Annotated in this window: 17 protein-coding genes; 15 read left to right on the top strand and 2 right to left on the bottom strand. The window is 58.4% G+C overall.

What is annotated here, in order from left to right:
• The first annotated feature begins 110 nt into the window (after positions 1-110).
• Complete coding sequence (locus LVY71_RS02950; RefSeq protein WP_235098027.1) at positions 111-452, top strand: NifB/NifX family molybdenum-iron cluster-binding protein; 342 nt, start codon at positions 111-113, stop codon at positions 450-452.
• A 194-nt stretch (positions 453-646) separates the two neighbouring features.
• On the opposite strand, the gene LVY71_RS02945 is transcribed toward LVY71_RS02950, so the two are convergent.
• Entirely contained in the window at positions 647-1336 is a 690-nt protein-coding gene (locus LVY71_RS02945) for a DUF6629 family protein (protein WP_235098025.1), read from the bottom strand.
• Between the two features lie 654 nt (positions 1337-1990).
• Here LVY71_RS02945 and LVY71_RS23020 point away from each other — a divergent pair.
• The 3 genes from LVY71_RS23020 (at position 1991) to LVY71_RS02930 (ending at position 3364) form a co-directional block, all read left to right on the top strand.
• The gene (locus tag LVY71_RS23020; protein ID WP_492235683.1) at positions 1991-2125 is read left to right on the top strand and encodes a DUF2933 domain-containing protein; all 135 of its coding nucleotides are present in this window, start codon (positions 1991-1993) and stop codon (positions 2123-2125) included.
• Positions 2122-2775: a methyltransferase family protein gene (locus LVY71_RS02935; RefSeq protein ID WP_235098021.1), complete on the top strand. Its 654-nt coding sequence runs from the start codon at positions 2122-2124 to the stop codon at positions 2773-2775. Before LVY71_RS23020 ends, LVY71_RS02935 begins: the two co-directional genes overlap by 4 nt.
• A 79-nt stretch (positions 2776-2854) precedes the next feature.
• On the top strand, positions 2855-3364 hold the full coding sequence (locus LVY71_RS02930; protein ID WP_235098019.1) for a hypothetical protein: 510 nt from the start codon (positions 2855-2857) through the stop codon (positions 3362-3364).
• A gap of 128 nt (positions 3365-3492) precedes the next feature.
• On the opposite strand, the gene ppk2 is transcribed toward LVY71_RS02930, so the two are convergent.
• Positions 3493-4281 carry a polyphosphate kinase 2 gene (ppk2, locus tag LVY71_RS02925; RefSeq protein ID WP_235098018.1) on the bottom strand — a complete coding sequence of 263 codons (789 nt, stop codon included), beginning with the start codon at positions 4279-4281 and terminating at the stop codon, positions 3493-3495.
• Between the two features lie 377 nt (positions 4282-4658).
• Here ppk2 and LVY71_RS02920 point away from each other — a divergent pair, with 377 nt between their 5' ends.
• From LVY71_RS02920 to LVY71_RS02870, 11 genes are all read left to right on the top strand, one after another.
• The gene (locus LVY71_RS02920) at positions 4659-6176 is read left to right on the top strand and encodes an SLC13 family permease (protein WP_235098016.1); all 1518 of its coding nucleotides are present in this window, start codon (positions 4659-4661) and stop codon (positions 6174-6176) included.
• A 90-nt stretch (positions 6177-6266) separates the two neighbouring features.
• Positions 6267-8066 (top strand): FAD-dependent oxidoreductase, encoded by a 1800-nt coding sequence (locus tag LVY71_RS02915; protein ID WP_235098014.1) that lies wholly within the window; start codon positions 6267-6269, stop codon positions 8064-8066.
• Positions 8036-9883 (top strand): 2-oxoacid:acceptor oxidoreductase subunit alpha, encoded by a 1848-nt coding sequence (locus LVY71_RS02910; RefSeq protein ID WP_235098012.1) that lies wholly within the window; start codon positions 8036-8038, stop codon positions 9881-9883. Before LVY71_RS02915 ends, LVY71_RS02910 begins: the two co-directional genes overlap by 31 nt.
• On the top strand, positions 9880-10935 hold the full coding sequence (locus tag LVY71_RS02905; protein ID WP_235098010.1) for a 2-oxoacid:ferredoxin oxidoreductase subunit beta: 1056 nt from the start codon (positions 9880-9882) through the stop codon (positions 10933-10935). Before LVY71_RS02910 ends, LVY71_RS02905 begins: the two co-directional genes overlap by 4 nt.
• Before the next feature lie 45 nt (positions 10936-10980).
• Positions 10981-11226: a DUF3141 domain-containing protein gene (locus tag LVY71_RS22935; protein WP_349629874.1), complete on the top strand. Its 246-nt coding sequence runs from the start codon at positions 10981-10983 to the stop codon at positions 11224-11226.
• 352 nt (positions 11227-11578) lie between these two features.
• Positions 11579-13678: a heavy metal translocating P-type ATPase gene (locus LVY71_RS02895; protein ID WP_235098008.1), complete on the top strand. Its 2100-nt coding sequence runs from the start codon at positions 11579-11581 to the stop codon at positions 13676-13678.
• A 31-nt stretch (positions 13679-13709) separates the two neighbouring features.
• The gene (locus tag LVY71_RS02890) at positions 13710-14705 is read left to right on the top strand and encodes a ribose-phosphate pyrophosphokinase (RefSeq protein WP_235098006.1); all 996 of its coding nucleotides are present in this window, start codon (positions 13710-13712) and stop codon (positions 14703-14705) included.
• 27 nt (positions 14706-14732) lie between these two features.
• Complete coding sequence (locus LVY71_RS02885) at positions 14733-15038, top strand: hypothetical protein (protein ID WP_235098004.1); 306 nt, start codon at positions 14733-14735, stop codon at positions 15036-15038.
• Positions 14989-17538: a phosphoketolase family protein gene (locus LVY71_RS02880; RefSeq protein ID WP_502797529.1), complete on the top strand. Its 2550-nt coding sequence runs from the start codon at positions 14989-14991 to the stop codon at positions 17536-17538. The genes LVY71_RS02885 and LVY71_RS02880 overlap by 50 nt, the downstream gene beginning before the upstream one ends.
• 8 nt (positions 17539-17546) lie before the next feature.
• Complete coding sequence (locus tag LVY71_RS02875) at positions 17547-18905, top strand: MBL fold metallo-hydrolase RNA specificity domain-containing protein (RefSeq protein ID WP_235098002.1); 1359 nt, start codon at positions 17547-17549, stop codon at positions 18903-18905.
• Positions 18902-20431, top strand: a complete 1530-nt coding sequence (locus LVY71_RS02870; protein ID WP_235098000.1) for a thymidine phosphorylase family protein — start codon at positions 18902-18904, stop codon at positions 20429-20431. Before LVY71_RS02875 ends, LVY71_RS02870 begins: the two co-directional genes overlap by 4 nt.
• Positions 20432-20599: the final 168 nt, after the last annotated feature.

Below are 20599 nucleotides of genomic sequence, written 5' to 3'. Positions count from 1 at the left end.
CCGGTCGTGCAAATCTTATGTAATGATGTGCTTGATGTCTGATCGAGATTAAGGCCAGAAGCTTGGGTTTTGGCTATCTTTTAAAAATGTTGGGTACATATAGGAAACTCGTGACCGAGAATGCATCCGGCCAGTCGGCAGTGCCGACTGCTGTACTGGTGATGAATTCTGGGTCCACATCTCTGCTATGTCCATTTTTCGGCAAGTGTGACGGTATCTTGCTCATCAATGCGGCCAACGGCTCCAAAGAATTTCGTCCACGGAAGCGATCGGACGCCGAATCGATGTGTGACCTCATTCTGGAATTGAAGCCCAGGCGAGTGATTTGCGGATTCATCGATAAACCCGAAAAACAGCGGCTACACGCCGCTGGTATCGACGTTCGTCTCGGCGCTTGTAGTTGTACCGTCGATGAGCTTGTGACCTCGTTTTCCAGTTTACCAAGGGCTTGATGGACTGGCTCTCGTCGCGAATCCTTCATGCATATATAGCGAAATTGATATGTGGCGAACCCGCGCCGCAGCTACAGCATGATGTTGTCCGGAGCGCATTGTCGAATCCCAGCTGACCCTGGTTCGATACGCTATCCGTCCTTCTTATGTTGCTGCCGGGTATGCGCCCAGATTGCTGCTGGCAGCTTTGACAATCAGGCGATTTGTCCGGTGGCGTGAGCCCTCGGTGTTCGCGGACGCCAGCCACCCCCGAATATTATCCACACCAGATAGAGGGACATCAGCGCTCCGCCGAAACAGAACACAGAGATGTAGGCGTATGAAAAAAAGAGATAAGTGACGATCAAAACCGTGGCAACTAACAGTCCGAAAATCCTGATGTTCGCCTCGCGTGATAAAAGCAATGATCCCACCACGACGGCAACGTAGATTGCATAGGTCGTGTGGCGACCGATGATATAGTCAAAAAGCTCCTTGCCCTCATAGACAATGACGCGCGGTAGGAACTGCGTCGTGAGCCAGCCATTATGTGCAAAATAAGGGAAGTATTGCATGGCGCCGAGCATGCCGCCCACAATAGCGAGCACCAAGTAAAGGGGTTTGCGTCGCTCGGATTCCAGGAAGTACACGGAGAATGGAACCCAAACCGGCCACGCAAGCCAAGAGAAAAACATGTAGGCCAACGAAAATTGCGCGACCAAGGCAGCATTCCCGTTTGCCATCCAGACCGCACCTTCAAACCCCTGCTGCAAACCGAATAGAAGAGGAAGAGCGGCAATGGGGAGATACCTGCGATCAGTCTTGTAGGCACGAACCACGCTAACAGCACCAGCCGACACTAGAACTGCGGCGGCAGTGAAACTGGCTTCGGCCGAAAAGCACATGAGGATATCCTACATCGCCACCCGCGAACGATTGCACCTAATCTGGCGATATTTTGAACGAGCAATGGAGATTTCTCCAAATTGCCGGTGGAGGTCAAACACTTTCCGATCTCACTTACCAGTTCAGTTCGGATGTGCCTCGCATGATCGGAACTTCTATTCTGGCCCGTCGTTTAGCCCGTCATGGTCAAATCAGAAGATAGCCTGCTGACGGGGAGCCCGGCCCCCGCGTATCTGCACTCACTGGCCGCCGTGCTGGCGCCCATCGGAGCGTATCGAAAGGGACGACCTATGTGTATTGCCATCCTGAAGGAGCCATCGGCGTCCGGGATTTGGCAGCGGCTTCACACTAAGCAAAGTTTGTTTAACCGAGATTAAATACGCCGGTGCCCGGTCGCGATACTTTTTCACGAGAGTTTCGACATCGAAGATAATCGACGACGGACTCAAGAATTGCAGAGTGACGCAATGAGCTTTGGCTGCGCGTTGCATACGCTGGTTGTTTTATGAAAGAACCGCATGTCACATCATGATCACGCAGACCGACCTTCTGGGCCAGAAGGCCGATTTCTGACGTCGCGAACCGGTATTGCCCTTCTGGTCCTGCTCGCGATCGCTGGATTTCTGCTCTTCACGGAGCATCGTGCCCACGTCCTGAATTGGGGGCTTTTCCTCTTGGTGCTCGCTTGTCCGCTCTTGCATTTGTTCATGCATGGCGGACATGGAGGTCACTCGCGGCATGATACCGGATCTCAATCGGATGCCGGGACCAAGAGGGATGGCACATGAGCGACGCCGCGCCCGCCTACGGTCTCTGGAGCTTGGTCATCGTCAATTCAGTGATCTTCATCTTCTTCGCTTATAGCTTCTTCAAACCGCAAACGGGCCGCGACTGGCGATCGTTCGGAGCATTCAGCGCATTTATCGTCGCGTTGTTCACCGAAATGTACGGGTTCCCGCTCACGATCTATTTCTTATCAGGCTGGCTCCAGAGCCGGTATCCCGGCATCGATTGGTTCTCCCATGACGCCGGGCACCTTCTCGAAGAGTTGTTCGGCTGGCAGGGAAACCCGCACTTCGGTCCATTTCATATTCTAAGCTTTGTTTTCATCGGCGGCGGGTTCATCCTGATTTCAGCGGCCTGGAAGGTGCTCTACGAAGCCCAGAAAAGTCAAAGCCTGGCTACCACCGGACCCTATAGCTACGTTCGTCACCCGCAATATGTTGGCTTCGTCTTGGTGATGTTCGGATTTCTTCTGCAATGGCCGACCATTCTGACGCTTGCGATGTTTCCTTTCCTGGTCTGGATGTACGCCCGCCTCGCACGGCAAGAAGAACGAGATACATCGTCTACCTTTGGCAAGTCCTATACTGACTATGCTGCGCGCGTGCCGGCCTTTATTCCGCGTCTAAGTCGTATCCGTCAGTCCGCCGCCTAGGCTCGGTCGAGGCAGAGTGCTGAGCGTAGCGCATAAGCTGGTTGCCAGGGAATCGCGTTGACATGTGAAGGCGGGTGACATGAGAGAACAATCACGACGACTCGCATCGCGCTATTGGATCACATCCAAGAAGCATTTCGGCTTTGTCGTCGTGCTGCTTGCCGTGGTCATCCTGACATGGAGTCCTGCGAAAGCCGCGGAAAGCGGTGACACCAAGTCGGCGGGTGGGTTGACTGTCTATCTCGGTGTGGTACCGGCCGAAATCATTGAAGGCCCTGGACCTCACTTGGCCGAGCGACCGATGCATGGCGGAGCGCCGAAGGGCCAGCACGAACACCACGTCGTTGTCGCGGTCTATGATTCCGCTAGTAATATACGAATCACGGATGCGACCGTGACCGCAAAGATCTCCGGGATCGGACTCTCGGATCCTCAGAAAATACTTGAGCCCATGACAATCGCCAATACGATTACCTATGGTGCTTACTACAACGTGTCTGCCGATCTCTACACGATCAGCGTAACGGTTCAGCGTCCAGGTTCACAAGCTGTGGTGCTGGACTTCAAATACGATCACCGCCAGCCCTGATCGCGGACCGATCGCAAGCGTGAAACCAACTTTTGGCGAGACAATTGCAATAAATGGGTCGTCATATCGTCGTCGATTGGACTACACGGTTCATGTTTCCAATCATCCCTGCTCGTGCTGTTTCACGTTCACGTTGCGAGCAATCCTGCTTTAGCGTGCGCTTCGTCGTAGGTAAAAATTACATTGGCATCCGGCACCGCCAGATGCTCATTCGTCTCGGGGCAAGCCAGACGCGCAAGCAGATCGCGGATCACGTTAAGACGCGCGACACGTTTATCGTCGGCGCGAACTACAATCCATGGAGAGATAGGACTCGACGTTCTCGCCAACATCCGGTCCCGAGCCTCGCTATAACCCTCGAAGTGTTTCAGCGCCACCTTGTCGATGGGGCTCGTCTTCCATTGCTTTAGCGGATCGTCACGGCGAGATCGAAGACGATTCTTCTGTTCTTTTTTACCAATGTCCAGATAATATTTTAGAATCTGAATTCCTGAACCGATGAGCATTTGCTCGAACGGAACGACTTCCTCCAAGAAGCTCTCATACTCACGATCCGTGCAGAATTCCATTACACGCTCGACACCCGCTCGATTGTACCAACTGCGATTGAAGAGCACTGACTCCTGGGCCGAGGGCAAATGCGGCACATAACGCTGAAAGTACCAGGAGGCACGGTCTCTGTCAGACGGCTTGCCTAGCGCTACGACGCGAGTCTCGCGCGGACTAAGGTGTTGGACGATACGTTTGATCGTGCCGTCCTTGCCGCTCGCATCGCGACCTTCGAATAAGATCAAGACTTTGTGTCCATGCTTGATAATATGCCTTTGGACCTTCACGAGCTCAACCTGGAGCTCGTGCAATAACGCCTTATACTTTGCATGGTCCTCTGAAGATCGGCTCTTTGCTTTCTTTGCCATTGGCTTACTCGAATTTGGGGACTGCTGAGTAATCTCAGTTGTGGCCCGTGTAGCTATTCACGACAAACAGGAATTGACGCAGGCCGATGTCGTTTCTTGCTGCGAAGGGCTTCGTGCCCGCAAGCGCTGGTACGTGGAACGCGTGATGGTCGGTTATTAGCCCATCTCCTCAACTCATGTTTCTGAACCTCAGTTGATGGGTTCGAACAACTGCTTTCACGGACAGAGAGTCTGGACGTAGCACAGATCGATTGCGGCACATCCGAGCTATTAAACTGATTACTGCGAACCGCGAACGCAAGAACTTAACCTACATCAACGTCGGACCAACGCATTGGCTTTATGTATTTCAACATCGCGGCGAGCGAAGGAATAACATGTCCATTGCAAACGACACACCCGCAAAGAATCTTGCACACGCGCCCGCTAAACGACCAAGTTGGGTTGTTAAAAACTTGGGGCTATTGCTTGCCATTGCAGCTCTGCTCGTTGTCTTGTTGCTACCAACACCGGCCGCGCTCCCTGTGGCGGGTCACCGCATGCTCGCAATTCTCGCGTTCGCGGTCATCGCATGGATGACCGAGTCGATCGACTATGCGGTGTCCGCTATCGTTATCGCGGTGCTTATGGCCCTTCTGCTGGGGTTTTCCCCCAACGTCACAAATCCTTCTGTTCTTATCGGCACGGGCGCTGGCTTAAGCCTCGCGTTTAGCGGTTTCGCTAACACGGCTCTCGTCCTCGTTGCCGCGGCTCTATTTCTCGCCGCAGCGATGACAGCCACTGGTCTCGACAAGCGGATCGCTCTCGCGATTCTTTCGCGGGTCGGCGTGGAGACGCACCGCGTCGTGCTTGGCACCATTCTGGTCGGATTCGTCATCGCGTTCCTGGTGCCGTCGACTACCGCGCGCGTGGCCTGCCTGGTGCCGATAACGCTCGGGATCATCGCGGCCTTTGGCGTCAACAAGAAGGGTGCCTTTGCGAGCATGCTCATGATCACAACGGTGCAGACGGCCAGCATCTGGAACGTGGGGATCAAGACGGCGGCGGCCCAGAACATGGTCGCGATCGGTTTTATCGAGAAGACACTGGGCAAGACCATCACTTGGCTTGAGTGGCTAATCGCAGCCGCGCCGTTCAGTATCATCATGTCGATCGCGCTCTATTTCGTGATGACGCGGATGATGCCGCCGGAGGTGAAGGAAGTGCCGGGCGGGCGGGACGGTATCCGCAAGGCGCTGTCCGATCTCGGCCCGATCAAGGCATCGGAAATGAAACTCCTCGCAATTTCGCTCACGTTACTTGCGTTCTGGGCAACCGAGGGGGTTTTCCATAAGCTCGATACCAGCACGACCACGCTTACGGCCGTTGCGCTCATGTTCATGCCAGGTATCGGCATCATGACATGGAAAGAAGCGCAGCCAAGGATTCCATGGGGCACAATCATACTGTTCGGCGTTGGCATCAGCCTTGGGACCGCGCTGCTTCAAACCAAGGGAGCAATCTGGCTCGCCGACATCGCTGTCGTCGAACTCGGACTCAAGCAGGCCAGCGCATTATTTATCCTCGGCACGATGAGCCTGTTCCTCATCGTCATTCATCTCGGTTTTGCCAGCGCTACTGCGCTCGCCTCCGCGATGATCCCGATTATCATTGCGGTACTACAGGGCGTGGCAACACCCGGCATCAACGTTGTCGGTATGACGATGCTGCTACAGTTCGTGGTCAGCTTTGGCTTTATCCTGGTGGTGAACGCACCGCAGAATATGGTGGCCTATGGTACCGAAACCTTCGAAGCGCGTGATTTCGTTCGCACTGGCCTGGTGCTCACACTGATCGCGTTTGCCTTGGTGATGGGGCTAGGAGCGACCTATTGGCGCTGGCTTGGCTATGTTTGAGTTGGACGGAGCGAATGTGCCACCTCTCGTTCCGACGATCGGTCTCAAAATCGCAAGCTGTGGAGACATGGACCCGAAGGAGATGATCGGGTGAGGCCAACTGACATTTCCGCGCCGGACTATTTCCACAAGGTGGTGGACTGCCAGTGGGCATGTCCGGCGCACACTCCTGTTCCTGAATACATCCGGTTGATTGCGCAGGGTCGGTATTCAGACGCCTATATGATCAACTGGAGGTCGAATGTGTTTCCAGGAATCCTCGGACGCACCTGCGACCGCCCGTGCGAACCGGCCTGCCGACGCGGGCGTGTGGAGAAGGAGCCGGTCGCGATCTGCCGCCTAAAGCGCGTGGCTGCCGATTTCAAGGACGATATTCGCGATCGGCTGCCGAAACCCGTTGCGCGAAAAAATGGCAAGCGCATTGCGCTCGTGGGCGCCGGACCTGCTTCACTCACGGTCGCCCGCGATCTCGCTCCACTCGGCTATGACTGCATCATGTTCGACGGCAATCAAAGAGCCGGCGGCATGATGCGCAGCCAAATCCCGAAATTCCGATTACCCGATTCCGTCATTGACGAGGAATGTGACTACATCCTCAACCTTGGCATAACATTTCATAGCGGCGAACGTATCGACAGCCTGAAGGCCCTTCTCGCGGAAGGCTATGACGCGGTGTTCGTTGGCTCTGGCGCGCCGCGCGGCCGCGATCTCGATATTCCCGGCCGCAAGGAAGCAACCAAGAACATTCACATCGGCATCGCGTGGCTGTCCTCGGTGTCGTTCGGCCATGCCGATAAAATCGGCAAGCGCGTCATCGTCATCGGCGGCGGCAATACCGCCATGGACTGCGGACGTTCGGCACGCCGTCTCGGCGGCGAGGACGTGAAGATTCTCGTTCGCGAGGATTTCGAGAACATGACAGCCTCGAACTGGGAGAAGGATGCTCTTCTCAGCGAGGGTATCACAATCTCCGTCAATCTGGCGCCCAAGGCGTTCACTTACGAGGGCAGCCAACTGACAGGCGTGCTGTTCGAACCGGTGAAGACTGTCAACGAAAACGGCCGCTGGGTCGTAACTCCGACCGGCGCTCCATTGCAACATTTTCCATGCGACGACGTCGTGATCGCGGTCGGGCAGGAAAACGCGTTTCCCTGGATCGAGCGCGACATCGGCATCGATTTCGACAAATGGAACATGCCGGTTGTCGCGGAGACGACCTTCGTCTCAAGCAATCCAAAAGTATTTTTTGGCGGCGACGCCGCTTTCGGCCCTAAGAACATCATCTCAGCAGTGGCACACGGCCATGATGCAGCGCTCTCGATCCACCGTCTGCTGTTCGGCGAGGACATCAAGGAACGTCCGCTGCCTGACGTGCAGATCGAGAGTCAGAAACTGGGTATTCATGAATGGTCCTATCATAACGAGATCACGACCGATCACCGCTACCGCGTACCGTTGCGCGACCAGGAGGTGGCGCTGAAGGACATCCGGACGGAGGTCGAACTCGGTTACGACCTCAATCTCGCACTGGGCGAAGCATACCGCTGCCTGAATTGCGACGTGCAAACGGTGTTCACCAGCCAGTTCTGCATCGAATGCGATGCCTGCGTCGATATCTGCCCGATGGATTGCATCACCTTCACCGCGAATGGGGAAGAAGATGAATTGCGGACGCAGCTGCGAGCGCCGGCGAAGAACCATTTCCAGGATCTTTATGTCGCCGACGATCTGAAGACTGGACGGGTCATGGTGAAGAACGAGGATGTCTGCCTGCATTGTGGACTTTGCGCCGAGCGCTGCCCGACCGGTGCTTGGGACATGCAGAAATATCTCATTGAAATGACTTATGCAGGTACGCCATGCCGAGCAAGATTCCAATCAGCCGCGTGAACGACTTTGTCGTGCGATTTTCCAATATCAATGGATCAGGCTCTGCAAGCGCCAATGAATTGTTCGCGCGGGCGGTACTGCGTATGGGCGTGCCGGTCTCCCCACGCAACATATTTCCGTCAAACATCCAGGGCTTGCCGACTTGGTATGAGGTGCGGATCTCCGAGTCGGGCTATCTCGGCGCTCGCGGCGGCACCGATCTAATGGTCGCAATGAACCCGCAGACCTTCGACAAGGACATGGCGGCGATCGAGCCTGGCGGATATCTGCTTTACGATTCGACCAGACCAGTTCCGAAGTCGCATTTCCGCGACGATATCGGGATTTTGGGTGTCCCGCTGGGTGAGATTTGCAACCGCGAATACACCGACCCGCGCCAACGCCAGTTGTTCAAGAACATTATGTATATTGGCGCCCTTGCCGCGCTCCTCGACATGGATGTTAACGAAGTCGATAAGCTGATCGGCGAGCAATACAAAGGTAAGGATGAGCTAATCGAGCCCAACATACGCGCCTTCCATATCGGTCGTGATTGGACGCTGCAAAATATCAAGTGCCCGATCGGCCTACGTGTGAAGCGCGCCGATGCTGTGGGCGATCGTATCCTCATCGAGGGCAATTCGGCGGCTGCTCTTGGCGCTGTCTTTGGCGGCGCCACGGTTTGCGCATGGTATCCTATTACGCCCTCCACCTCGATTGCTGACGCCTTTTCGTCTTATTGTGAGCGCTATCGGGTTGACGCCAAAACGGGAAAAAATAGCTACGCCATCATTCAGACCGAAGACGAACTGGCCTCCAGTGGCATAGTAATCGGTGCGGCATGGAATGGCGCGCGCGCCTTCGCCCCGACCTCGGGACCTGGCATCTCGCTGATGCAGGAATTTCTTGGACTCGCCTATTTCGCAGAAATCCCGGCCGTGATCATTGATGTCCAACGTGGCGGACCCTCGACCGGCATGCCCACCCGCACCCAGCAATCTGACGTCTTGATCGCAGCCTATGCCTCGCATGGCGACACAAAGCACGTGCTGCTCTTCCCTGAGGATCCGGCCGAGGCGTTCGAGTTCAGCGCGCTCTCCTTCGACCTCGCCGATCGCCTACAGACACCCATTCTGATCATGATGGATCTCGATATCGGCATGAACCATCGTCTTTGCCGACCGCTGACATGGGACGAAAATCGCAAATACGACCGCGGCAAGGTGATGACCGCCGCCGATCTTGACGCCGGCAAGGACTTCGGCCGCTATCTCGATGTTGACGGCGACGGAATTCCCTACCGCACCTATCCCGGCACCCATCCGACCAAGGGCTCATTCTTTACCCGCGGCACCTCGCGCGACCGCTACGCGCGTTATAGCGAAGAAGGCAGCGCTTACGTCGATAACATGGAGCGTCTACTGCGCAAATTCGAGACAGCGAAGGATTTGGTGCCGCGGCCGCTACAGGCGACCGCGGCGAAGCCAGCCAAATTCGGCGTCATCTATTACGGCTCAACCTCGCCCGCCATGGACGAGGCTATCCAGATGCTGGAGGCCGGCGGCAACGTCCTCGACCAGATGCGCGTGCGTGCCTTCCCGTTCCACTCAAGCGTGACGAGTTTCATTGCCGACCACGACTTCGTGTTCGTGGTCGAGCAGAACCGCGATGCGCAACTGCGCTCGTTGATCATCAATGAGTGCGGAATCGATCCAATCCGGCTGGTGCCGATCCTGCACTATGACGGAACGCCTATCACTGCGCATTTTATTGCGCACGGTATAGCCGATCGACTTAACGCACTTACGGCAATTCCGCTGCAAAAGGTGATGTCATGACTTATCTTGCCAAGCCGAAATTCCATCACCCCGAACTGCCGAAAAACACACTTGGCTACACTCACCGCGATTACGAAGGCTCGGTCACTACGCTCTGCGCCGGCTGCGGGCATGACTCGATCACAGCGGCCATTATCGAGGCATGTTTCGAATTATCGATCCAGCCGCACCGCGTGGCGAAGATTTCCGGTATCGGCTGTTCGTCCAAGACACCAACCTATTTTTTAGGTAATTCGCACGGTTTCAATACCGTGCACGGCCGCATGCCTTCGATCCTGACTGGCGCCAGCCTGGCCAATCGTGACCTGATCTATCTCGGCGTGTCGGGGGACGGTGACAGCGCCTCGATTGGCTTGGGCCAATTTGCCCATGCACTGCGACGCGGCGTCAACATGGTCTACATCGTCGAGAATAACGGGGTGTACGGTTTGACCAAGGGCCAGTTCTCCGCGACTGCCGACCATGGCTCAAAATCGAAACGCGGCGTCGTTAATACCGACAACGCGATAGACCTCGTCGGCATGGCGCTACAGCTCGGTGCGAGCTTCGTCGCACGGTCATTCTCCGGCGACAAGGTCCAGCTCGTTTCGTTGATCAAGGCTGCGATCGAGCACGAAGGCGCGGCCGTCATCGATGTGATTTCACCTTGCATTGCCTTCAACAACCATCCGGGATCAACGAAAAGCTTTGACTACGTGCGTGAACATAACATTGCGGTCAATCGGCTCGATTTCATCACTGGCCGCACACCGATCACGGTCGATTACGAACCCGGTACAGTCGAACTGGTGCAGCAGCATGACGGGACTTGGCTAAAGCTGCGCAAGCTGGCCGGCGACTACGACGTGCATGACCGTCGTTTGGCAATGGATTTTCTGCTCAAACATCAAGACAAGGCTGAGATCGTGACCGGTCTCGTTTATCTGGCTCCCAAGGCCGAGGATCTGCACGATCATCTTAATACGGTGGACGCGCCGCTCAACTCGCTCGGCGAGAAGGAGCTGTGCCCGGGTAAGGCGAGTTTGAAAGAGATCAACGCAAGCTTTCGGTGAGCTTTCCCTAGAGATGAACCACGGAACGCTCACGGGCTCACAAAAGTGCCGGCAAATGAAGCCGCTTCAAAAGATTGCATTACATGCCATGCTCTGCATTACGACGGTCGGCGAGGAGCGTGCTCGGACGATTGCATCGATGACACCAAGCCGTCGGTCATTGTCATCGACCCGCCTGCCGGCCACGGCCCGGGCATCGGTGGGTTTAAGCGCGACTCAGAGATTGGGATCGCGCTGCATGAAGGCCAGCCGGTCTATTTTGTCAGCTTCTTCTCCGCACCGAGCAACTGAGATTATCTCCACGTCTATACCTGCTTTCATCGTCGCGGCTTATTGCATGGCGGATCCATCCAGCAGATGATCAGGACCTGAACGATCTCCCTTACACTTGATCGGCCTCCTTCTCTCCGAGTGCGGCATCGCCTGGCCCCGCGAATGAGCAAAGAGGCTGTCAGTGTTGACCTTGCCTACGAGATGAAACGATCGGCAAACTTAACCTTGATCAAAGACATGCTTTGGGGAAGCAGCGACCAAACAGATCCCGCATGAAATAGCGCTCGCGTCTCACGCGGGCCAAGCTTCGTTAAACATTCCATGGGCGCCATATTCTCCCGAAGGCCGTAACAAACAGCAGGTGCGTAGAATGACATCCGATCGGCCTCATACCCACAACCACGTTGGTCATGCAGCCGGCCGCCGGCAAAACGACCATACCGATGCCAAGATTGTGGCCGCTGCCGGATCCAGCCATTCCGAGCATGCCGGGCACGGCGGCCACGACCACTCCGCAATGGTCGCTGACTTCCGCAAACGGTTCTGGGTCACGCTCATTCTCACGCCGCCGGTCCTGCTTCTTTCTCCAATGATCCAGCACTGGCTAGGCGTCGCCCAAAAGCTCGCCTTTGCTGGAGACGGACTGGTCCTATTCGCTCTTTCGACGATCGCCTATGTCTATGGCGGCTGGCCGTTCCTCGTGGGCTTTACGTCCGAACTGCGAAAAGGGCAGCCCGGAATGATGACCTTGATCGCGCTGGCGATCTCGGCCGCTTACTTCTTCTCGGCCGCCACCACTTTTGGCTTTCCGGGAGAGCCGTTCTATTGGGAGCTCGTGACTTTGGTCGCCATCATGCTTCTCGGCCACTGGGTCGAGATGCGCTCCGTGATGGGTGCATCGCGCGCACTCGAGGAACTGGTCCGCTTGCTGCCTGACAGCGCAACAAAAATCGACCCCGACGGCTCGACGCGCGAGGTTTCCATCTCAGCATTGCAGCCGGGGGATCGGGTTCTCGTCCGCCCTGGCGCCAAGGTGCCCGTAGACGGGACGATTATCGAAGGATCATCCGGCTTCAACGAGGCGATGCTGACCGGAGAATCCCGCCCGGTCTCGAAGACGGTTGGCGCCACCGCCATCGGCGGCGCGATCAACGGCGCCAATGCCGTGACCATCGAAGTGACGGCCACCGGCGATGCGACCTATCTCGCCCAAGTCATCGACCTCGTAAAGAAGGCGCAGGCGACAAGATCGCGGACACAAGATATCGCAAACCGCGCTGCCGCCTGGCTGACCTATATCGCTCTCGCTGTTGGCTTCGGCACGTTCTTCGTTTGGTGGCTGGTGTTCGGTGCGTCGCTCCAGTTTGCGCTCGAGCGGATGGTAACCGTAATGGTCGTCGCCTGCCCGCATGCGCTCGGCCTTGCCGTTCCGCTCGTCGTTGCCGTCAGTACGTCGCTTTCCGCCGGGAACGGGCTTCTGATCCGCGACCGTGCGGCGTTCGAGCGGGCGCGTAACCTCAACGCAGTCGTCTTCGACAAAACTGGCACGCTGACAGAGGGTCGTTTTGGAGTCAGTGACATTGTACTGCTCACCGGCGGCAGCGAGGACGAGGAACTCGCGTTCGCAGCCGCAGCCGAGAGCCAGTCCGAACATCCGATCGCCCACGGTATCGTAGCCGAGGCAAAGAATCGCAGCCTGACTGTCCCGAAGGCCAGCGACGTTCGCAACATTACCGGAGAGGGCATCGTTGCCAGTGTCGATGGTCAGGACATCCGTATCGTCAGCCCCGGCCATCTCTCCAGGCAGGGCAAGGCGATCGACCACGAGCGGCTCAAGCAATTAGAGAGTCAAGGCAAGACCGTCGTCGTTCTTGTCCGCGCTGAAGAGCCGCGCGCACTGTTCGCGCTTGCCGATATTGTCCGGCCGGAATCGAAGGAGGCCATCGCCGAATTGAAGGCGCTCGGCATCAACTCCGTGATGCTTACTGGAGATGCCAAGGGTGTGGCCCAGGCTGTGTCTGAGGAATTGGGCATAGCTGAGTATTTCGCCGAGGTGCTGCCGGACCAGAAGTCCGAGAAGATCGAGGAGTTGCAGGCCCGCGGCCTGCAGGTCGCCATGGTTGGCGACGGCGTGAATGACGCGCCGGCGCTGGTCGTAGCCGATCTCGGGATCGCCATCGGTGCCGGTACCGATGTCGCCGTGGAATCCGCCGACGTCGTCCTGGTCAGGAGCGACCCACGCGATGTGGCCGCAATCCTCGGCCTGTCGCGCGCCACGTACCGCAAGATGGTGCAAAACCTGATCTGGGCGACCGGTTATAACGCAATTGCCATCCCGATGGCGGCCGGCATCACCTTCGGAACGGGTTTCCTCATGACCCCGGCCGTCGCCGCCGTCTTCATGTCGGCCAGTACTGTCATCGTTGCCATCAACGCGCAGTTTCTGCGTTTCTACAGGCGGCACAAATGAAGGCGTCGCCAGATCAAACGAGCAGACGGTCATGCGCCTGATTCTGCCCCTACCCGGAAACGAGACCTTCGCCCGCCATTTGGCAGAAGCCGGAAGATGGGAGCTTGGCGAGATCGAGACACGCCATTTTCCCGACGGAGAAACCTATGTGCGGATTCTATCGGATGTCGCGGACCGACATGTCGATCTCGTCTGCACATTGGCGCGGCCGGACGACGGCTTCCTGCGTCTCGTTTTCGCAGCCGATGCGGCCCGGTCGCTCGGCGCGCGCGAGGTCACACTCATTGCACCTTATCTCGCCTATATGCGGCAAGATCGTCGCTTTCTTACCGGCGAGGCAGTAACGTCAAAAACCTTCGCCCGTCTTGCGTCCTCAACCTTCGATCGACTGGTGACTGTCGATCCACACCTTCATCGCTATCCCGCTCTTTCCGCGCTCTACACGATCCCAACCGAGACGCTTCATGCCGCGCCACTTCTCGCCAACTGGATCGCGGCAGAAGTGGAAAAGCCTTTCATCATCGGGCCAGATGAGGAAAGCAACCAGTGGGTCTCGGCCATTGCAGCACGCATCGGCGCACCCTATGCCGTTCTGCGCAAGATCAGGCATGGCGACCGCAGCGTCGACGTCGAACTCCCTGATCTTTCGGAATGGCGTGGGCGGCAACCGGTTCTCGTGGATGACATCGCTTCCTCCGGCCGCACGATGATCGAGGCGGCCCGGCAATTGCCACTTCAGGGGCTGCCACGGCCGATCTGTGCAGTAGTCCATGGTGTCCTCGCCGACGACGCCTACGAGCGTCTTCAGGCCGTCGCACAGCGGATCGTCTCCAGTGACAGTGTTTCGCATCCGAGCAATGCCATTCCCCTCGCGCCGCTGATTGCGTCCGCCATCGCGTTCGCGGATAAAGCCGAGGAGGACTTGATCCGTCACCGTCGGCCACCGGAACCGCTGGATGAGGTTGAGCGAGCGGGCATGGACTCCTTTCCGGCCAGCGATCCTCCGCCATGGACGGCCGGACGATGATGCCGAAGCCCCTCCGGAGAACGGCAAGTGAAGCAGAGCGACCCCGTTGCGGCATCCAATTCTCGTTTGAAGCGGGCAGAACTGGCGTCATCCTTTGGCGCCGGCCTTCTCGGCCTTGGGCTGGGAGCGATGGCGTCGCCCTACATCGCCGATTTAGCTCTATTCGTGCTAGTCACAGGAGCTCTGATGCATGGCTGGGGCATGTACGACAAGCACGCGACCGAACGCGATCTTGGGCGACCGGAAGTCGTCTGGATGAAAGCGCTTTACTGGTCGTGTTGGCTTGTCCTGGCTGGGCTGGCGACCTTGCTCGTTTTCAGGGTCCTCTTCTAGACAACCCGATACGAGCTACGGAGCAATTCTGCCAACAATCATTCGACCCGGCCGAGTGGTGTCAACTGCGACGTCGCCTAAGCGGAATGCCCGGACACGGAACACAATCACACAAGCGTGGGCAGGAAGTATGAGCGAATTGAAATCGGCCGCATTCGAGCAATGGCGGAAGGGTTACGGACCGATTCAACACAGCGCTGAAACAGCCGATCGCATTGCCAGCTTAGCGGCATCCACACCGCTTGATGCCGACACGCTCTACAACCTACTCGCTGCCGCCGACCGGCTGACCTGCGCGGCGATGTGGACCGTCGTCCATATGACCTATGCGCGCCGGGTCGATCTGTCCGGCGCCCCATTGCCGGCGGACGCCTTCAAGCCAACCCCCGAAGGCCATACTGGCGGCTCACTCAATATGGTTCCGGCCTTCGTCGGCTATCTCGCCGCCAACTCGATCACCGCAACGACCCGCTCCTGGATAATGGGGCAAGGTCACTGCGTCGCCGCGATCGAAGCTGTCAATGCGCTGACCGGCGATGTTTCGCCGGCACAGAAAGGCCGATACGACCGGACCGAGAAGGGCCTCTCTCAACTCGCCGCAGATTTCTATTCCTATGCCATCGATGCGGAGGGTAGCGCCGCGGTCCCGCTCGGGAGCCATGCCGGTCCCAACACCGCTGGCGCGATCTCCGAAGGCGGCTATCTTGGCTTCGCGGAAGTCCAATACGTCCACATGCCGCTTCCGGGGGAGAGCCTTATCGCCTTCCTGAGCGACGGTGCTTTCGAGGAGCAGCGCGGCTCCGACTGGACACCCCGTTGGTGGCGCGCCGAGGATTCGGGCCTTGCGATCCCCGTCATGATCCTCAACGGACGCCGCATCGAGGAGCGCGCGCAGATCGCCCAGCAGGGCGGTTCCGATTGGCTCGCAGCCCATCTTCGCCATAATGGCTTCGATCCGTTCGCCATAGACGGACGGGACCCAGCCGCCTTCGCCTGGGCGATCCTCACGGCCGAGGAGCGTCTTGAACGTTTCGCCGCCGATGCCGACCACACCTATCCCGCACCCATCCCCTATGTGATCGCCGAGACAGTCAAGGGGTTCGGCTTTCCGGGCGCGGGCACAAATGCCGCGCACAATCTTCCGATCGATGGAAATCCGTTTCGGGACGAAGCGGCGCGACTCGCCTTCAACGAGGCTTGCGCCACGCTCTTTGTGTCACCCGAAGAGATCGGTCGCGCGGTGAGCACACTAGCCATCAACGGCCAGCAAAATCGACCCCTCGAAAGCAGGCATCCGCTGGCAATCCGCCGACCGCCGCTACCGCGGTTTCCCGAGCCCAAATGGACTCGCGCGGGCGAGCCGCCCGACTGCGCCATGCACGCGCTCGATCGCTGGTTCGTGCGTGTCGTCGACGCCAATCCGGGCTTGCGGCCGCGGGTCGGCAACCCCGACGAGTTGCGCTCCAACCACATGGGCGCGACCCTCGATCGCTTGCGGCATCGCGTCAACGCGTCGGAGCCCGGCGTGGCGGAGGCGATCAATGGGGCCATCGTCACCGCGCTGAACGAGGAAGCAGTGGCGGGTGCGGCGCTTGCCAACAAAGGCGGGATCAACCTAATTGTCAGCTACGAAGCCTTCGCCATGAAGATGCTTGGAGGTCTGCGTCAGGAAATCGTCTTCGCCCGGCGGCAGCGTGAGATTGGCCAAGAACCCGGCTGGATTTCGGTCCCCCTCGTCGTAACCTCTCATACTTGGGAGAACTCCAAGAACGAGCAGTCGCACCAGGATCCGACGATCGGTGAGGCATTGCTCGGCGAAATGTCGGACACCGCCCGTGTTATGTTTCCCGTCGATGCCAACAGCGCCATGGCGACGCTCCGTTCGGTCTACGAGGGGCGTGGCCAGGTAGCTTGCCTCATCGTGTCGAAGCGCGACATGCCGCACCGGCTCGATGGTGAAGCCGCGAGCCGCTTCGTCACTGAAGGCGCGGCCCATATCGACGGCAATCCCGACAAAGCCGACCTGCAACTAGTGGCGATCGGGGCCTACCAGCTTGAGGAGGCGCTTAAGGCGTCGCGACGCCTCTCGGCGCGCGGCCTCAAAGCCCTTGTGACGGCAATGGCGGAGCCGGGTCGCTTCCGTGCGCCGCGCGATTCGATTGAGGCCGCCTTCACTGCGAGCGACAAAGATCTTGCCGCGTTGTTTCCCCCGCTACTTCCCCGCTTGATCGTCACTCATACGCGGCCCGAGCCGATGCTCGGCCTGTTGCGCCGGCTGGACGGCGGCCCGACACGAACGGCCGCACGCGGCTACATTAGCCGCGGCGGCACGCTCGACGTCGCCGGCATGCTGTTCGCCAATCGCTGCTCCTGGGCTCACCTGATCGATGCATCGACCGCGCTTGCCGGGTGGCAACGCAACGAATTGCTCACGCCAGCCGAACGCGACGCCATCGACGGACGGGATGACCCGGCTGATCTTTTCCAACCCTCGATCTGAAGGCCATCATGCTCACACTCACTTCACTTGGCGGTGCGGGAACCGTCACCGGCTCGAAACATCTACTTTCTCACGGCGGAAAGCGCATTCTGATCGACTGCGGCCTATTCCAGGGCCTGAAGAATTTGCGTGACCTGAACTGGGTGCCATTGCCGATCGAGCCGTCCAGCATTGACGCGATCGTGCTGACCCACGCCCATCTCGACCATTCCGGCTATCTGCCCAAGCTTATACGCGATGGCTTTCGAGGCCGCATCTTCGCAACCGACGCCACGCGCGATGTGGCCGAGATGATCCTCAATGACAGCGGCTATCTTCAGGAGAAGGATGCCGAATACGCTAACCGCAAGGGATTCTCGAAGCACAAGCCCGCCTTGCCGCTCTACGGCATTCACGACGCCGAACGTACGGTTGAGTTCTTTTCGCCCGTCCCCTTCGGTAAGACCATTCAGCTTCCGGGTGGCGCGGCGCTGACATTCCGTCATGCCGGGCACATCCTGGGCGCCGCAACCGCCGACATCGAATGGGCTGGCCGCCGCATTGCTTTCTCCGGCGATCTCGGACGCTATAGCGATCCGGTGATGCTCGATCCCGAGCCGATCCTGGAAGCTGACTACATTGTCATCGAATCTACCTATGGCAACCGCGTCCATGAGCCGGGCGACAGCACAGAGCTTCTCGGCGCCGTCATCGAGCGGACGGTTCAGCGCGGCGGCACCGTCGTGATCCCGGCCTTCGCCGTCGGACGCGCGCAATCGCTGCTCTATCATTTATGGAAGTTGAAGACCGCCGGCAGACTTTCGAATATTCCGATCTATCTCGACAGCCCCATGGCGATCAACGCGACCGACTTGCTTCACGCGCACCGTGCTGATCATCGCCTCACACCGGACGTCTGCGGCGCGATCTGCGGAATTGCAACTTACACAAGAGATGTCGAAGCTTCCAAAGCGATCACCGCCAGCCGCTATCCCAAGGTGGTGATCTCCGCGAGCGGTATGGCGACCGGCGGACGCGTGCTCCATCATTTGAAGACATTCGCACCTGATCAGAGAAACACGATCCTGTTCTCCGGTTTCCAGGCCGCCGGGACGCGAGGGCGAGCGATGTTGCAGGGTGCTCAGGAGATCAGGATTTACGGCGAATGGATTCCCGTTCGTGCGGAGGTCGACGATTTAACGACGCTCTCGGCTCATGCGGACGCCAACGAACTGATGCGCTGGCTCTCAGGCTTCCGTCACAGCCCCTCGCATGTCTTCATCGTGCATGGCGAGCCCGAAGCAGCTGAGGCGCTGCGCATTCGCATCGACAAGGATCTCGGATGGAACGCGACCGTTCCCCGTCAGGATCAGGCGTTCGATCTATGACCGCCTTCGAACCGAACAACGCAGTCGCACAGCCAATGCTCCGCGCCAAACGTCTCGGCCTCCACACCCAGCATCAGGCAGTGGTCATCATGCGCACAGACTGCCATGTCTGCCGGTCGGAGGGCCTTACCGCAAGATCGCAGATCCTCGTTTCGACCGGCAACCGACAAGTACAGGCAACCCTCTTCCAGGTTGAGGGCGACGGATTAGTCGGGCATGACGAGATTGCGCTTTCGGAGACCGCCTGGATAATCCTCGGCATTGTTAACGGCGAGGCCGTGAAAGTAACACACGCCCCTGCGATCGAATCGCTGGCAAGCGTCCGCCGGCGCATCTACGGTAACCGCCTCGACGCCTCCGCGTTTGGGGCGATCGTCAACGACGTCGTAGCGGGCCGATACACCGACGTGCATCTTGCCGCTTTCCTGACAGCGGGGGCTGCCCTGCCTTTGGATGAGGAGGAAACCGCCGACCTGACTAGCGCGATGGTCGAGGTCGGCGATCGCATGCACTGGGATGCTCCGATTGTCATCGACAAGCACTGTATCGGCGGCCTGCCGGGCAATCGCACCACGCCGATAATCGTCGCCATCGTTGCAGCGCACGGCCTTATCATGCCCAAGACCTCCTCGCGCGCGATAACCTCGCCGGCGGGCACGGCCGACACGATGGAGACGCTTGCGCCAGTCGACCTCGATATTGCGACGCTCAGGCGTGTCGTGGAGACCGAGGGTGGCTGCATCGCCTGGGGCGGCGCGGTGCATCTCAGTCCTGCCGACGACATCTTTCTGCGCGTCGAGCGTGAACTCGATATCGATACCGAAGGCCAACTTATCGCCTCCGTGCTGTCGAAGAAAATTTCCGCTGGCTCGACCCATGTGGTGATCGACATTCCTGTCGGTGCGACCGCAAAGGTCCGCAGCGAAGAGAGCGCCGATCACCTTGCTAAGCGTATTGGCATAGTCGCAGCACGCTTCGGCCTCACCGCGACATGTCTCCAGACCGACGGGTCGCAGCCCGTCGGCCGGGGTATCGGGCCGGCCCTTGAGGCTCTCGACATCCTGGCTGTCCTTCAAAATGCACACGATGCACCGGACGACCTTAGGAGGCGCGCCGCGGCGCTTGCGGGCGCAGCGCTCGAAATCGGCAGAAAAGCCGAAAAGGGCGAAGGGACTCGGCTCGCGCTCAAAACGCTTGCCGAAGGTTTAGCCTGGACGAAATTTAAGGCCATCTGCGAGGCGCAGGGTGGCATGCGCACACCCCCGACCGCCTCCAACGTTCACCCGCTTGTGGCGCCGCATGCAGGACGTATTGTCCATATCGACAACCGAAAGCTCGCCCGACTTGCCAAACTCGCCGGAGCCCCCGAGGCCAAGGCTGCCGGCGTTCGCATGGACGTGCGGCTGGGCCACGAAATTGATAAGGGCCAGCCAATGCTTCATGTCCATGCCGAGACGCACGGCGAACTCGCTTATGCTCTCGAATACGCTGCCCGGTCCGGTGATATCATCAAGGTCGAACCATGAGGTGATTGTGGACGGGTTCAATCATCGTTGTCACCGACGTCGTGGCAGTGTCTCGGCATCATTTTTGTCGGCGCAACGATGTGCTGCACGGGTGACCAAACAGACACAAAAAACCTCGATCGCCGTCGTGCTTCCCTAGTGTCTGACTGATGTAGATAGTAAATACTC

Source organism: Bradyrhizobium sp. G127, from assembly GCF_021502575.1.
Taxonomy (GTDB): Bacteria; Pseudomonadota; Alphaproteobacteria; order Rhizobiales; family Xanthobacteraceae; genus Afipia.
The sequence above is the reverse complement of the archived record's forward strand: the minus strand, read 5'-3'. Positions and strand labels throughout refer to the sequence as shown.

Coding starts and splice junctions, on each gene's coding strand:
- LVY71_RS02935 (WP_235098021.1), top strand. CDS start 2,122: ATGAGCGACGCCGCGCCCGCCTACGGTCTCTGGAGCTTGGTCATCGTC.
- LVY71_RS02930 (WP_235098019.1), top strand. CDS start 2,855: ATGAGAGAACAATCACGACGACTCGCATCGCGCTATTGGATCACATCC.
- LVY71_RS02895 (WP_235098008.1), top strand. CDS start 11,579: ATGACATCCGATCGGCCTCATACCCACAACCACGTTGGTCATGCAGCC.
- LVY71_RS02920 (WP_235098016.1), top strand. CDS start 4,659: ATGTCCATTGCAAACGACACACCCGCAAAGAATCTTGCACACGCGCCC.
- LVY71_RS02905 (WP_235098010.1), top strand. CDS start 9,880: ATGACTTATCTTGCCAAGCCGAAATTCCATCACCCCGAACTGCCGAAA.
- LVY71_RS02910 (WP_235098012.1), top strand. CDS start 8,036: ATGCCGAGCAAGATTCCAATCAGCCGCGTGAACGACTTTGTCGTGCGA.
- LVY71_RS02875 (WP_235098002.1), top strand. CDS start 17,547: ATGCTCACACTCACTTCACTTGGCGGTGCGGGAACCGTCACCGGCTCG.
- LVY71_RS02890 (WP_235098006.1), top strand. CDS start 13,710: ATGCGCCTGATTCTGCCCCTACCCGGAAACGAGACCTTCGCCCGCCAT.
- LVY71_RS02870 (WP_235098000.1), top strand. CDS start 18,902: ATGACCGCCTTCGAACCGAACAACGCAGTCGCACAGCCAATGCTCCGC.
- ppk2 (WP_235098018.1), bottom strand. CDS start 4,281: ATGGCAAAGAAAGCAAAGAGCCGATCTTCAGAGGACCATGCAAAGTAT.
- LVY71_RS02945 (WP_235098025.1), bottom strand. CDS start 1,336: ATGTGCTTTTCGGCCGAAGCCAGTTTCACTGCCGCCGCAGTTCTAGTG.